Genomic DNA, 15,666 nt, shown 5'->3' on the forward strand with positions numbered 1-15,666 from the left:
GGCTTAGTGGCTTTAAAGCTTATTCCAATTAGAATAGCCAAACAATTCTTTTCCTCCCAACAAGGTATTTTCAATAAACGAAAGCATTCTGTACTTCCATTTTTCGTGTTTCATTTTAGGACGGTTCAGTATTGGATTTGAAACTTCAAGTGCTTCCTGCCAATACATTTTCCGCATAAATTCCTGCATTACTTTTGGATGCGAAGCAGCAAACAACGGCACTTTTTCCATATTGCCATAATTGAAATTTGCCAAGCGTTTTGCGTGCATTGCGGCTGCCCCATCGGTTCCGTGGTGCATACTGTCTTGCTCTTTCTTTTTAGATTGCATTGTTTCCGGTGGGCGCACCCAACCGTAGTGATACACATGCGCATCTACTGCTTTTACATTCAACTTTTCGCCCGTGCTTTTGCGAAACGATTGCGCATCTTTATACGAAACAATACCGGCAGAATTTCGCACTATTCTTATTTCGTTTTTATACCATCCGTGAAATGGTAAATAGTGTTTGTAATCGCCCCAAAAATGGTAATACTTAAACAGCAAACCATTCACATTTTTATCGTGCAAATACATAGCACATGCGCGCTGTATGGCCGGTAAATCTTGCTCATGAATTACCTCATCGGCCTGTAAATAAAAACACCAATCGCCCGTGCATTGTTGCAATGCAAAAGTGGTTTCGTCTGCAAAAATTTTCCCTTCCACAAACGAGGTTTCGCTCCACACGCGGCTATATATCTTAACCTTAGGCGATTGCAGCGACTCAATAATAGCTCTGGTATTATCGCTGCCTTCGTCTAGCGCCACAATAAATTCATCTACCAATGGTAAAATCGAAGCTATACTTTCCTTAATCGGGAAATAATACTTCTCTGCATTGCGCACCATGGTAAAACCGCTAATCTTCATCACTAATTTTGAATATGGAGCAACCCGTTTGTAGCCACAATATCGGTATGTTTCATCAAGGCATTTAAAGGATGTATGGCCTCTCCGTTTAGTTCGGTTAGCTTTCCGCCTGCTTCTTCCACAATAAGTTTACCCGCAAAAAAATCCCAACTTGCTTGGTTTACCGTTACCAATCCGTCTATTCTGCCGCAAGCAATTTGGCACAATTCTTGGGCACACGAACCGCCTCCGCGAATGGAGCGCACCGCCATTAAGTTATGTACCGATGCCGGTTTATAGCCTTCGGATCTTAAGTAGCGATGTCCGAAATTAAAAATTGCCGAAGACAATGCCGTGGTTGTAGAAACGCTGATGGCATTTCTATTTAAGAACGCGCCCATGCTTAAAAAGGCATGAAATGTTTCGTTGAAAAACGGGTTTTCAACTACCCCTAAAATTACCGAATGGCCTTTTATTAAAGCTATTGAAACAGAAAAGGAAGGTATTCCTCTGGCATAATAGCTGCTGCCGTCTAATGGATCTATTACCCAAATAAATTCACTTTCTGCGTGGGTAGCACCGCTCTCTTCGCTTACAATCTTATGATGCGGAAAGGTATGCGCAATCGCATTCTTAATAAATGTTTCCACTTCCACATCTGCTGAAGTTACAATGCTGTGAAACGATTCTTTTTCTATTTGTTCATGCACCTTTCCAAAATGTTTCATCAACAATTTACCGGCTTTTTGTGCCAACTGAATAGCAAAATTGGTTAAATACTCCGGAGATGAATCGTTCATGGCAATGGCGTATTTTTTTGAAATACATCTATATTATCTGCGCAGCGCATTTTGGCATCGAGCAATAAATGAATAAGGTGTGCATGCAGTGTTTCTACCAAACCATAAGAAAATGCAGGCACATAAAAATTAAAATCGCCTAAACCGCGCAATTTATTTTCTTGTGAAAAGCCAGAAAATGTTACCACCGTGCAATTGCGTTCAATAGCAGCTTTGGCAGCATTTAAAATATTGGGAGAATTGCCCGAAGCACTGATGGCAAAAAGCATATCGCCCGCCTCTGCAAAGGTTTCAATCGGCTTGGCAAATACTTCGGGATACGAATAATCGTTGGCAATAGCCGTAAGCAGCGAAGCATCGTTGAAAGCTGTTGCTTTTACCTTCCCGTTTTTCCAAAAATCTAATGCCATGTGCGATGTAATTCCCGCACTGCCGCCATTGCCTACCAACATAAGTTTGCGGTTATGCTGCTGCAACGCCTGCAACTGTGCCACAATCGCTGCCACAGCATTTTCCAACAGTATCGAAGTTCCATTTTGGTTACTTACTGCGGTTTGCTCCAGTGCGTTTACAAACTGTGTGTTATATTCTTTTACAAACTGTGCTATTTCCATACCAACCTATTTTAAAAAATGCGATACAAATTTCACTAAATCTTTTTTGTAAACAGGATGCTCATTACCCAAAATATTTACAGCCAATGTACCTACGCAATTGCCCACAAAACCTGTTACCTCCGCGGGTACACCTGCAAAATTACAAAGTGTGGTAACCGAAAGTACAGCATCGCCCGCGCCCACCGAGTCTTTTACCGAAGTGGCAAATGCCGGTGTGTACATAAACTTTTTGTCTTGGTAAATTACCGATCCGGCAGCACCCAATGTAATTTGGATATTGTTGCAGTGCGTAATTGTTTGCAGTTTTCTAATTAGTTCTTCCACACTTCCATACGCATCGCCAAACGGCAACCTCAACTCTTTTTCATCAATAGAAATGTAATTGGCACGCTTATATTTGGTAATATAATTAAAACCGAAATTATTTGAATTGGTTTGAGCATTTATGGCCAAATACTTACCGCTTTCTTCTAAAAAGCTAATAATACCGGGCGTAATAAAACCATGACCAAAATCGGCAATAAGTATAATATCGAAATCGGCAATTGCCTCCTTTAAATAATCTATTACTTCCTGTTCCAATTTCTTTTCTATGAACTTATCGTTCATAAAGGTTACTTCAAAAAGTTTTAAGTTCAGGTAGGTATCTAAGTACCTTCGTTTGGTAGGTGTGGGGCCATCGTTTCTAAAGAAAAATTTTCGCCCAATAGGTTCCGAAAGTTTGCTTTCAATAAAATCTTTTTGTGTATTCTGCTCGCCTAAAAGCGTTACCAGCTGTACCTTTCCGGCAAACTGCTCCATGTGGTTGGCAATAGCCAAAGAACCACCTGCATACGAAACGCCACTTCGGTAAATGGTAGAAATGGTGGGCGACTTAGACGATTTTCCCAACGGTGTGCACGTATGGTATTCATCAATAATGGTGTCGCCAATTACCATTACTTTTAAGTTGCCTAAATCATTGATGTATTGCGCAACTGTATCTACATTAAACTTTGCCTTAAAATTCTCCAAGTATTTCTGAACGCCATCATCTAACTGCGAAAAGTGTGCATTGATAAGTTTTGAAGACGACATTGTTTCGTCATCGGTAATATGCAACTTCCCTCCATTATCTATCACGGCTTGCTCTTCTAGTCCAATATTATTGGTAACATCGTTGCTGCGCACCTTGTAATCGGGCCCTTTTACATAAAAATTGGGCTTTAATAAATTGATAGTTTCTATGGCAGTTGGCCACTTGTTTACGGCCACAAAAGCCACACACTCCAACGAGGCAATGCTTTCTGCCCGTATTTGCTCATTAAAAACAGGCCTGCCCGGACCTTTGTTTACAAATTTATCTTGCGTAACAGTAACTATAAGCACATCTGCCGCCTTTGCAGCCGATTGAAAATGTTTTATGTGCCCCGGATGCATTAAATCGAAACAGCCGTGGCAATGCGCAATTGTTTTTCCCTCTTTCTTCAGTTGAGCCGAAATAGAAGCCAACTCTTCTAATGATACTAATTTTCCCAAGTTCAGATATTTAATAATTGTTGCACAAACTTAATGAAGCCTTGCAGATTGTAGTGCATAGATAATTTTTATCGTATTGAATGCACATTTTACATGCCGTTTAAAGTTCTTTTCATTGAATAAATTATTATTGCCTTATGAATAGAATCCAATTGGTAAGGCTGTTTCAAAACATTTCCAATACCAATATTTTCGGTACGGCAAAAGGCGTACGCTATCTTTCGTACCTTTTATTACCCACACCCAAGCAGCGCATTATTGCCGAAACCGTAAACGGCTTTTCGGTATGGGTAGATCCGGCATTCGATAAATCCGGCCTAGAACACGATATTTACTACTTAGGCACTTACGAAAAAGGAACCGTAAGTGTAATGGAATGCTTTTTGCAACCTACCGATAATTTTATTGATGTTGGTGCAAACATTGGATTTGTATCGCTTACTGCTGCCAAAATTTGTACCCACGGGCAGGTTTTTTCTTTTGAAGCCAATCCCGATACCTTCAAGATTTTACAAGAAAATATAGAGCTGAACAACTTTAAAAACATTACCCCATTTGCAATTGGATTAGGTTCGCAAAAAGGCATTCTTAAAATTTACCCAAACACGCTTAAAAACAACAGAGGCGGAGCTTCTATGGTTCAAAGCGATTTAAACAAAGGCGAAAGCGGAGTAGATGTAAACGTAGAATGTTTAGATGCCTTAACCAACCAAATACCCTCCGCAGCCATGATGAAAATTGATGTGGAAGGATTTGAAATGGAAGTGCTGAAAGGTGCTACCAACCTACTATCGGGCAAAAATGCGCCTGCACTTATTGTTGAATGTAGCGAAAGCAGAAGCAACCTTAATTTTTCGGCCGTAGATCTCTACAAATACTTGTTGCAAATAAACAGCTACAAAATTTTCAAACTTCAATTGGGCAAAGAGCGAAAATCTAAATTGGTAGAAGTGAAAAACGAAAGCGACATTCCATTTCACGACAATCTCTTTTGTTTTCTACCGGAGCAGGTAAGCCGTTTAAAACCATTATTGTAAACGTGAAACTGCTCTTCCTAAAAATTAAAAACGAAGCCTTTAGCAGGTTAAGTACTATAGTAGATTTCTTACTATACACTTTCCGCTTGCACCGCGTTGCACCATTTACTTTTCCTGCCAGCGGTTTAGGCATCATCTTCTTAGGCGAGAACCTGCCGCCACGCATTGCGCGCATGTATAAATGGTTACATAGAGCACATGCAGTAAATGCCATATTGGTTTGTGCCCAAAACGGCTACAACCCTAAGTTTGTTGAAGTAGAATTTAGCCGCGTATATTTATTTAGAAACAAGTGGCATCTTTACTCTATTCTAAAGAAAATAGAAGGTGCGCAGCTCATACATGCCTTTGGGCCAAAATCATATTTTCCCGATATGGCAAGGCAATATATGCCGCACCTTAAATTCGTGTACGACATGCAAGATGTGCTTGGCATCTACTTTGGTTTAAACACCGATATTGCATGGTTTAGAAAAGAATTTCCGCACGAAAAAAATTGCTTGCAATACGCCAATGGCTTGGTTTCGCATGGCTTAGAACCCATCCCTGCATATAGAGTTTACAATATAAAACACAAAACCAACCGATTGTTTTTTCCGCTCTTTTGCGATGACGATCGCTTTGTAAATCCCGCACCTAAATTAGCCGATGGCATACACCTTGTATATGCTGGCGAAATACAAAACAGCAACCGCGATAAACGGCAATTCGGCAATATTCAATTCGATGATTTAATACAGCAACTATCGAACCAAAAAATACATTTCCATGTATATCCATCACCTTCTACCAATCCTTTGCTGTACAACCAATACTTAGAGGTAGCTAGGCAAAATCCCTATTTTCATTTAGAAAAACCTGTGGCTCAAAGCCAACTTTCAACAGAACTTTCAAAATATCATTACGGCATTATTCCGTTTTTCAAAAGCACATCGGGGCAATCTAGCGATAAATACAAATACTCCACCGCACTAAAACTCTTCAATTTTATTGAAGCCGGCATCCCAACTATTTGTTCGCGCGATATTGAATTTCAAGCATGGATACTTAAACGATATGCTGCCGGATTTGCAGTGTCTGAAAGCGATATTGCTACCATTGGCAATAAGCTAAACCATACAGACTACACAGCATTGCAAGCAGAACTAATGGCACACCGAAGCCAACTCTCACTCAAAAACAACATTCATAAACTCTATCATTTTTATCAAAAAATATTAGCATGAAAAAAGCATTAGTTACAGGCGGATGTGGCTTTATAGGCAGCCACATGGTAGATAGACTTTTACAAGAAGGCTATCAAGTAACCGTAATAGACAACCTTTCTACCGGAAGGCGCGAAAACCTTCAACATCAAAAAGAAAATAAGGCGCTTCAAATTATAGAAGCCGATATAAACGATGTACAAAACAACCTGCCGTATTTTGAAAATGTAGATACCGTTTTCCATATTGCTGCACTGGCCGATATTGTTCCTTCTATCGAAAATCCGCTTAGCTATTACCGCTCCAATGTAGATGGCACTTTTGCCGTATTGGAATGCGCCCGTGCCCAAGGTGTAAAAAGGGTTATTTATGCCGCTTCATCTTCTTGCTACGGCTTGCCCGACACTTTCCCAACACCCGAAACCACTAAGATAGATACGCAATATCCTTATGCGCTCACTAAATTCTTAGGCGAGCAATTGTGCTTGCATTGGAGCAAAGTGTATAAACTCAATGTAACCTCCATGCGATTTTTCAACGTGTATGGCACTCGCTCCAGAACCTCCGGAACTTACGGTGCTGTATTTGGTGTATTCTTGGCACAAAAATTAAACAATAAACCATTTACGGTTGTGGGCGATGGCACGCAAACACGCGATTTTACTTATGTTACCGATATTGTTGATGCCTGCTACACCGCATCGCTACGCAACGATATTTCGGGCGAAATTTTCAATGTAGGTAGTGGAAACACTTACTCCGTAAACCGCCTTACCGAACTCCTGCAAGGCGAAAAAGTATATATTCCAAAACGCCCGGGCGAACCCGATTGCACCTTTGCCGATATTACCAAAATACAAAGCCAACTAAATTGGCAGCCTAAAGTATCTTTAGAAGATGGCGTGCAAAAAATATTAGACAACATCGCTTACTGGAAAAATGCGCCCGTTTGGGAACCTACTTCCATTGCCAAAGCCACCGAAGGTTGGTTTAAATACTTGGGCAAGTAGTAAGGCTACTGTAAATTAGGATCCAGCAACTTAGCCTTCTGTAAATGCTGCGTTGCCATTTGCTCATTGCCAAGTGTGCGGTAGGTAATGCCTAAATAATAATAAGCACGGGCATTTTGTGGATTTATGGCAAGTGCTTTATTAAAAGCATCTATTGCCTTTGGGTACTCCTTTTTTAAGCCGTTTATGCTACCTATATTCATCCAACCATCTTCGTAGCGCGGATTTATTTGAACCGCTTTTTCATAATACTGCATGGCATCTTCCGGTCGCCCGATTTGAAAGAGCGCACTACCCAAGTTGTTGATGGTAATAATATCGTTAGGATTATACTTCAGTGCCATTTCCGAGTATTTTACGGCATTGGGATAATCGGCTGTTTTATAGTAACCCACCGCCAATTGCGACAACGCTTCGCTGTAAGTAGGATAAATTTGCAATGCCTTTTGCAATTCGTTGATACCTTGTGTAAACAGCTGCTTTTGGCGGGCGGTATTTTTTTCTTGCGGAGCAATAATTTTAATAATCTCATTGCCTAAATAATAGTGTGCACGGGTGCTTGCCTGCAAGTGCACCAAATCGTTGGAATACAAAGTGTAGTTATCTTTCCAATCGGCATTGCGGGCTACAGTTTTTATACTAAAAAGAAAAGCAACCACGCTCACTATTGCTACCGAAAATTTATGTGCCGAAAGTAATTGCAAAGGCTTTGCGAGCAATAACTCACTACGCACCATGCTTTCTTTGGTTAAGCGTACCAAACCCAAAGCAGCCAACACACAAACCACCACCGATGGAAAATACATTAAGCGCTCCGCCATGCCCACACCAATTTTTATGAACACATTGCTAAAGAGCGAAATGCTGATAAAGTATAGAAGTATAAACACTGCAAAAATATTTTTGCTCTTAACCTTTACCAATGCAAAAACCAACAAAGCCGCATGAATAATAAACGATATAATAAAACCTATATCGCTAAGCGTTGCTACCGGAATTTTATTGAAAGAATAATCATAAAGCAGCGGATGCGGCAATAAAAACAATTTAAGATACAAGCCCAGCACCTTTACGGCAGTAGCAAACTGTACCGTAACATCTTGCGATTGCAAAATAAAATTGTCCAATGCCGTTACCGTGCTATCGCTCAATTTCCCACCCAATACTTGATACCTTATTGCTAAAAAAACACCCGTAAACAGCACATGTGGCAGCATTGAAATAGCGATACCGGAAATACTGCGCTCTCTAAAGGCCCAAATCAATAGCGGAAATCCGGCAAGCATGGTAATTCCCGATTCTTTACTCAACAGCGACACAAAAAACAATATACCCGATACTATAGAAAACAGCATAGCCTTAGCGCCCTCTGCTTTCAGCAAAGCGTAAAACGACAATAAAATCAACAAGAGCGACAGTATTTCATCCCTACTTTTAATATTGGCAACCACTTCGGTATGCAGCGGATGAACCGCAAATAGCAATGCCGCCAAAAACGGAATTGCAATTGAATATTGTTTCAATAAATCTTTAAGCACCGTAAAAAACAAAAAGCAACTAAGCGCATACAAAAGTACATTCACCCAATGCCCCAGTACAGGTTTATCGGGAGCCAACTCCCACTCGGTAGCAAACATGGCAAGCGATAGTGGGCGATATAAGCCATCTTCCAAATTCAAATAGCCATAGCGATACGAAGTTTTAAAAATGGTGGCAATAGCCGATGTACCTTGTGTTACCACCGAATTTTCTTTTATCACACTAAAATCATCTAATACATAACCATGCTGTAAGGTGTTTGCATATAGCAAAAATGCCAATGCCGCCACCAATAAACCCGGCAATAGCATTCGGTCTTTGGGTGCTTGGGTTAAAGGCTTGCTTTCTTTAAGTGTTTCCTTATTGGTTTTTCTATTCTTTGCCATAAATTGCTTTGCTTCGCAATGTTACAACTCCTTTTGAGTTAAAAAATACTATTGAGGAAATTAAAAATCTCGCCACACGTTATTTTAGCAAACACAAATTGCCAACCATGAAAAATATAACCAAATCCTTTGCGCGCACCTTTTTGCTTATTGGGCTGCTATCATTTTTAGTAAGTGCCGCCTCCAATCCCAAACCCGAAAAATTGGTTTTTAAAACCAGTAGTGTATGTAAAACTTGCAAATCGGCAATAGAAGAAACTTTAAGTAAAGTAGATGGCGTTTTGGTTTCGTTGGTAAATTTGAGTTCACATAAAGTAAGTGTAAAATACAATCCCGAACTTACCAATACCAATAAAATAAAAGAAGCAGTGCTAAAATCCGGTTATGCCTTTAATAATGAACAACCGGCAAAAGAAGACTATGCCAAATTACCTGCCTGCTGTAAAAAAGATGCCAATGCAGCTTGCGCACATCCTTAAAATGGCGTTTGCTTTCTATTTCATACTATTTTAATTTCTTAGAAGTGCCAAGTTCATCTTGGCATTTTTGTTTTCAACCGTGCCCACCACAAGGCTAAACCTAGCTTTGAACGCAATAAAGGCACCTTCATACACATATACACACCTACTTTAAACATTATAGATTAACTCAAATTATCTAATCTGTATTCAATTTCTATATTTGCCCCTCTTTTCAAAAGAAATACCACATAATTAAGTTAATTCAAACACAATGCAGTTAAAAGGTGTAGTTCGTTTTTTCACGATTGTACTTTCAATCGTATGTCTCTACCAGCTTTCTTTTACAGTAGCTTCTAAAGTAGCCGAAAGCAAAGCCGATGAATTTGCGCACGCTAAAGTTGGTGAAATACCGGCTTCGCTTACCGGACACGACAGAGTGGTGGCCGAAGATGCTCAAGAAAGAGAGTTCCGCAGAGTTCGCAGAGAGTATTTAGATAGCATTCAAAATGAAACTATTTTGAACTTAGGTATCGTTAAATATACCTACAAAGATTGCCGCGATAAGCAAATAAACTTAGGGCTAGACCTTAAAGGCGGTATGAACTTGGTACTCGAAATTTCTGAAGACGATGTACTGCGTAAATTAGCTTACAACAGCAAAAACCCAACCTTTAATAAGGCTATTGAATTGACTGTAAAGAAGCAAACCGAAAAAGAAGGCGATTTCCTCACCCTCTTTGCCGAATCGTTTAAAGAAGTAGATCCAAATGCAAAATTGGCTGCCATTTTTGCTCCTATTGAAACCTACCAAGGAAAAATAAACTACAACAGCACCAACGATGAAGTAGTTAAAGTACTGCAAGCCGATATGAAAGCCGCTGTGGGCAACACTTTCAACGTATTAAAAACTCGTATTGACCAATTTGGTGTAGCCGCACCAAACATATCGCTGCAAGAAGGTAGCGGAAGAATTATCCTTGAACTTCCGGGAGTAGATGACCCTACTCGTGTACGCAGAATTTTATCGCAAACCGCGCAGTTAGAATTTTGGGACACCTACGAAAACGAAGAAATTATCAACTACTTAGACCAAGCAAACTCTGCACTCCGCACCCGCTTTGCCGTAAAAAAGGCTGAAGTAGCCGATACTGCAACTGCTGCCGTTACCACAGATTCAGCCGCTACCGCTACCAGCGATGCTGCTGCCATTTTATTGGGCGACTCTGCTACCGCAGCTACTCCGGCTAAAGATTCTGCCGCCACCGCTGCTGCCGATACTGCCAATAAAAATTCAAATCCGCTGTTTGATGTATTGTATCCTTCTATTTACCAAGACGGACAAAACATGCGCACAGCCGAAGGCCCAGTGGTAGGGCGCGCAATGGGTAAAGATACTGCCAAAGTAAACCGCCTATTGGCAATGGAAGAAGTGCGCAGCGTTTTCCCACGCGATTTGCGTTTGTTATGGGGCAATAAACCTGTTTCTAAAGATGCCAACGTATTTGCACTCTATGCCATAAAAAGAAATGCTGCCACCGATGAAGCTCCACTTACCGGAGATGCAATTACCGATGCCAACCAAGGCTACGACCAATTTGGTATTCCTGAAGTAGATATTGTAATGAACAGCTTAGGCGCTTCAAAATGGGAAAAAATGACCGAAGCCGCCTTTAATGGCGATGTAAACGGAAAAGCAGTAAAAAAATGTATTGCTATTGTACTAGACAACCGCGTGTACAGCGCTCCGCGTGTTCAATCTAAAATTAGTGGCGGTCGCTCGCAAATTACAGGCATAGATGAATTAGAAGAAGCAGTGGACCTTGCCAACGTATTAAAAAGCGGTAAACTCGAAGCTCGTACCAAAGTGGTTGAAGAGCAAGTGGTAGGACCATCTCTCGGAAAAGAAGCCATACAAGCAGGTTTAATGAGCTTGCTTTTAAGTTTTGTAGTGGTGTTCCTATTTATGATAGCCTACTACAGCGGCTCCGGCTTAATTGCCAATATTGCCATGCTGCTCAACTTATTCCTAATTGTGGGTATAGTAGCTTCTATTCCGGGCTCTACCTTTACCTTGCCTGGTATGGCGGGTATAGTATTAACCCTCGGTATGGCGGTAGATGCCAACGTTATTATCAACGAAAGAATTAGAGAGGAGTTAGCTCGCGGCAAAGGTGTGCGCCTTGCCATAGAAGAAGGTTACAAACACTCCTATACAGCCATTATAGACGGTAACTTAACCACAATGGTGGTGGGTATTGTGCTCCTCATTTTTGGTTTAGGACCGGTAAAAGGATTTGCGGTAATACTTGTAATTGGTTTGTTTACTTCCATGTTCACAGCAGTATTGTTTTCGCGCTTAATGTACGATTTCATGTTTGCTAGAAACTGGGATGTGAAATTTGGAAACAATGTATCAATGAACCTTTTCAAAAACTTCCATTTCCATTTTATCGAAAAGAGAAAAATTTCTTACGCCATTTCAGGAACTGTTTTAGCATTAAGCCTTGCTTCAACCATTTTCTATGGTTTCGATTTGGGAGTAGATTTTAAAGGAGGAAGAAGCTATGTAGTGCAGTTCGATCGCGATGTTACCACTGCAGAAATTGCCGATGCCGTTGAAACCAAGATAGAAGGCGTACCTCAGGTAAAAACTTACGGAGCTGCAAACACCGTAAATATTACCACTGCCTACTTAATTGATTCTAAAGACGAAGCTGCCGATAGCTTAGTACTAAATGCTATTTACGAAAGTGTAAAAGGCATTTACAAAACTCCGGTAGATAAAGATGCTTTTGAAAAAACTTACGTAAAGAGTACCGTTAAAATTGGTGCTACCATTGCTGATGATATTCGCAGAGGCGCTTGGTGGGCTGGCTTGTTTGGTATCTTAGGCGTGTTTGTGTATATATTGGCGCGTTTCCGCAAAATTGAGTTTGCCGTGGGTGCCATTATTGCATTGGTGCACGACCCTATTATTGTATTGGGTGTTTTCTCTGCCTTCCGCCATATTTTACCATTCAGTTTAGAAATAGACCAACACATTGTAGCAGCAGTACTTACCTTAATCGGATACTCCGTAAACGATACGGTTATCGTATTCGACCGTATTAGAGAGTATTTTGGTTTGTATCCGGGTCGCTCGTTAGAAGACAACGTAAACGCTTCTATCAACAACACATTGAGCAGAACTATTATGACCTCGGTAACCGTGTTCTTGGTAGCTTTAATCTTATTCATATTTGGTGGCGAAGCCATTAGAGGTTTCTCTTTTGCCCTTATTATTGGGGTGGCTGTGGGAACTTACTCTTCTATATTTGTGGCAGCTCCTATTGTAGTAGATTTAATGAACAGAAGAAAAGCGAAATAATAACTGCTTTATATTTTCAAAAAAGCGACTGTCGTAAAAAAACAGTCGCTTTTTTTTATGCTACCAGCCGAAATCTTTGTTTCTTCCTCATCAAAATTCAATACAGTTAAACATGGATAGAAAAATATCGGAACCCCAAAAAGCAGCGCTACTAAAAACACTGCAACTGCGCTTTACTAAAAACATGCACAGGCATAAAAACCTACAGTGGAATGCAATAGAAGCGCAACTGCTGCCACAAGCTGCCAAGCTATGGTCGCTGCATGTAATGGAAGAAACCGGTGGCGAACCCGATGTAATTGCATACGATGAAAGCACCCACCAATATTGGTTTTGCGATTGCGCAGCACAAAGCCCCAGCGGCAGAAGAAGTTTGTGCTACGATATGGCAGCATTAGAAAGCAGAAAAGAACACAAACCTAAAGACAGTGCCCTCGAAATGGCTACACAAATGGGCATAGAACTGCTTACCGAAGCACAATACCTTCAATTACAGAGTGTAGAAAATTTCGACACCAAAACATCGAGTTGGATTCTTACGCCCAACGATCTAAGAAAGCAAGGCGGTGCGCTATTTGGCGACTTTCGCTTTGGCAGAGCTTTTATTTATCACAATGGTGCAGAATCGTACTATGCCGCAAGAGCATTCCGAGGTTTATTAAAAGTTTAAACTCAACGCCAACTTGCCTAGCAAGTAACGCTATTGAAACCACTACCCTATTATGTAATTCTTAAGCGCACATACTATCCTTAAAATGTATTCCGGCAATATCAATAACCCTATAATAAATTGAAATGCCAATGCATCGCTAAGAATAATAAATTCGCCACTTCTATAACATATACACCAACATGTTCGAGCAAACTTTTAAAAATATAGACGACATACTGCACAAAGACGCAGGTTGCGGTAGTGAATTGGACTATGTGGAGCAAACCTCTTGGATTTTGTTCCTCAAATATTTGGACGACTTGGAGAAAGACCGAGCCACAGCAGCCGAACTAACAGGCAAAACTTACACGCCTATCATTGACAAAGATTACCAATGGACAGTTTGGGCAATGCCTAAAAAGAAAAAAGCGGGCAGTGAGCTTGTCGAACTCGACCACCACAACGCCCTGACAGGTGACGACCTCACCGACTTTGTAAATAATAAATTGTTTCCTTACCTGAAAAAGTTTAAACAAAGTGCTGAGAGTGCCGACACCATTGAATACAAGATTGGAGAGATTTTCAGCGAACTGAAAAACCGCATACAAAGCGGCTACAATTTGCGTGAAGTGATTAACCGCATTGACGAGTTGCGTTTCCGCACCCACGCAGAGAAGCACGAAATGAGCCATCTGTATGAAGACAAAATTAAAAATATGGGCAACGCAGGGCGAAACGGTGGCGAATACTACACGCCACGACCGCTCATTACCACCATTGTAAAAGTGATTGCTCCAAAAATTGGCGACAAAATTTATGACGGTGCTGTGGGTTCAGCGGGCTTCTTGTGCGAAGCATTCGACTATCTGAAAAACAGCAAATCACTTTCTACCAAAGAAACCGAGATACTGCAAAAACGCACCTTTTACGGCAAAGAGAAAAAATCATTGGCGTATATCATTGGCATTATGAATATGATTTTGCACGGGGTAGAAGCTCCCAACATCATACACACCAACACACTTGCCGAAAACCTTGCCGACATACAGGAAAAAGACCGCTATGATGTAGTGCTTGCCAATCCGCCATTTGGTGGAAAGGAACGTGCCGAAGTGCAACAAAACTTCCCCATTAAAACAGGCGAAACCGCTTCACTTTTTTTGCAGCACTTCATTAAAATTCTGAAAGCAGGTGGTAAGGCAGGTGTAGTCATTAAAAATACTTTTTTGAGCAATACCGATAATGCCACAGTTGCCATACGCAAAACTTTATTGGAAAACTGCAACCTGCATACTGTATTAGATTTGCCGGGTGGAACATTTACCGGTGCAGGGGTGAAAACCGTAGTACTGTTTTTTGAAAAAGGAAAGCCCACGCAAAAAGTTTGGTTTTACCAGTTGAACCTCAACCGAAATTTGGGCAAGACCAACCCACTCAACGAAAACGACTTGGCAGAATTTGTAGAACTGCAAAAAAACTTTGCCGATAGCGAAAACTCTTGGACGGTAAATGTGGCTTCGATAGACTCAGCCACCTACGACTTAAGCGTAAAAAACCCGAACAAAAAAGAAGTGGTTCGACTGCGCTCACCACAAGCCATTTTGGAAGAAATGAAAGCATTGGACGAAGAAGCGGATGAAGTGTTGGAGAGCATTGCAAACCTTATTGTCTGAATCACTGATGAGCACAGATTAAAGGATAACACAGATTATGAATGTAGATTTAAAATACAAAGACATAACCGAAAAAATAATTGGGGCTTCATTTGAAGTGCATAAATTTTTAGGTAATGGCTTTCAGGAAGTGATTTATCAGCGTGCATTGGCTTATGAAATGCGAAAAGCAGGATTGGAATTTGCCAGAGAAATAGAACAGAATATTTTTTATAAAGATTTGGAAGAGCCTATAGGTACAAGAAGGGCTGATTTTGTGGTGGAAGGAAAAGTATTGGTTGAATTAAAAGCAATTATACAGCTTGAAGATGTGCATTTGGCTCAAGCATTAAATTACTTGAAAGCATACAAATTAGAAGTTGGTTTGCTCATCAACTTTGGCAGTAAGAGTTTAACCTTTAAGAGATTGGTATTATGAATGAAATAAAAAGTCAGCATCACGGATTAGAAAGATTAAAGTATCTGAATTACAGATTAGAAGGGTTAAATGATTGCTCGGATTATGAATCT

13 protein-coding genes are annotated in these 15,666 nt (G+C 40.6%); 8 read left to right on the forward strand and 5 right to left on the reverse strand.

Annotated features, from left to right (window positions below):
- Positions 1–12 precede the first annotated feature (12 nt).
- The 4 genes from KF872_04640 to KF872_04655 are packed head-to-tail and all read right to left on the reverse strand — an operon-like array spanning position 13 to position 3,826.
- Positions 13–915, reverse strand: a complete 903-nt coding sequence (locus KF872_04640; protein MBX2902825.1) for a glycosyltransferase family 2 protein — start codon at positions 913–915, stop codon at positions 13–15.
- Entirely contained in the window at positions 915–1,691 is a 777-nt protein-coding gene (locus tag KF872_04645) for an inositol monophosphatase (GenBank protein ID MBX2902826.1), read from the reverse strand. The genes KF872_04640 and KF872_04645 overlap by 1 nt, the downstream gene beginning before the upstream one ends.
- Positions 1,688–2,305, reverse strand: coding sequence for an SIS domain-containing protein (locus KF872_04650; protein MBX2902827.1), 618 nt, complete (start codon positions 2,303–2,305; stop codon positions 1,688–1,690). The genes KF872_04645 and KF872_04650 overlap by 4 nt, the downstream gene beginning before the upstream one ends.
- Positions 2,306–2,311: 6 nt before the next feature.
- Entirely contained in the window at positions 2,312–3,826 is a 1,515-nt protein-coding gene (locus tag KF872_04655) for an adenylyltransferase/cytidyltransferase family protein (protein MBX2902828.1), read from the reverse strand.
- A 137-nt stretch (positions 3,827–3,963) separates the two neighbouring features.
- Between KF872_04655 and KF872_04660 the strand changes: the two genes are divergently transcribed.
- From KF872_04660 to KF872_04670, 3 genes are read left to right on the forward strand one after another with little or no spacing between them, the layout of a single operon-like run.
- The gene (locus tag KF872_04660) at positions 3,964–4,863 is read left to right on the forward strand and encodes an FkbM family methyltransferase (protein MBX2902829.1); all 900 of its coding nucleotides are present in this window, start codon (positions 3,964–3,966) and stop codon (positions 4,861–4,863) included.
- Positions 4,818–6,089, forward strand: a complete 1,272-nt coding sequence (locus KF872_04665) for a hypothetical protein (GenBank protein MBX2902830.1) — start codon at positions 4,818–4,820, stop codon at positions 6,087–6,089. Before KF872_04660 ends, KF872_04665 begins: the two co-directional genes overlap by 46 nt.
- Complete coding sequence (locus KF872_04670) at positions 6,086–7,078, forward strand: SDR family oxidoreductase (GenBank protein MBX2902831.1); 993 nt, start codon at positions 6,086–6,088, stop codon at positions 7,076–7,078. The genes KF872_04665 and KF872_04670 overlap by 4 nt, the downstream gene beginning before the upstream one ends.
- A 5-nt stretch (positions 7,079–7,083) precedes the next feature.
- Here KF872_04670 and KF872_04675 read toward each other — a convergent pair whose 3' ends face one another.
- Positions 7,084–9,003, reverse strand: a complete 1,920-nt coding sequence (locus tag KF872_04675; GenBank protein MBX2902832.1) for a tetratricopeptide repeat protein — start codon at positions 9,001–9,003, stop codon at positions 7,084–7,086.
- Positions 9,004–9,110: 107 nt separating this feature from the next.
- Between KF872_04675 and KF872_04680 the strand changes: the two genes are divergently transcribed.
- From KF872_04680 to KF872_04700, 5 genes are all read left to right on the forward strand, one after another.
- A complete protein-coding gene (locus KF872_04680; protein ID MBX2902833.1) occupies positions 9,111–9,482 on the forward strand; it encodes a heavy-metal-associated domain-containing protein in 372 nt (123 codons plus the stop codon).
- Between the two features lie 253 nt (positions 9,483–9,735).
- Positions 9,736–12,831, forward strand: coding sequence for a protein translocase subunit SecDF (secDF, locus tag KF872_04685; protein ID MBX2902834.1), 3,096 nt, complete (start codon positions 9,736–9,738; stop codon positions 12,829–12,831).
- Positions 12,832–12,943: 112 nt separating this feature from the next.
- Positions 12,944–13,501, forward strand: a complete 558-nt coding sequence (locus KF872_04690) for a DUF4256 domain-containing protein (GenBank protein MBX2902835.1) — start codon at positions 12,944–12,946, stop codon at positions 13,499–13,501.
- A gap of 182 nt (positions 13,502–13,683) precedes the next feature.
- The gene (locus KF872_04695; GenBank protein ID MBX2902836.1) at positions 13,684–15,156 is read left to right on the forward strand and encodes an N-6 DNA methylase; all 1,473 of its coding nucleotides are present in this window, start codon (positions 13,684–13,686) and stop codon (positions 15,154–15,156) included.
- A 37-nt stretch (positions 15,157–15,193) separates the two neighbouring features.
- Positions 15,194–15,574: a GxxExxY protein gene (locus tag KF872_04700; GenBank protein ID MBX2902837.1), complete on the forward strand. Its 381-nt coding sequence runs from the start codon at positions 15,194–15,196 to the stop codon at positions 15,572–15,574.
- Positions 15,575–15,666 lie beyond the last annotated feature (92 nt).

This window comes from Chitinophagales bacterium (assembly GCA_019638515.1).
Taxonomy (GTDB): domain Bacteria; phylum Bacteroidota; class Bacteroidia; order Chitinophagales; family LD1; genus UBA7692.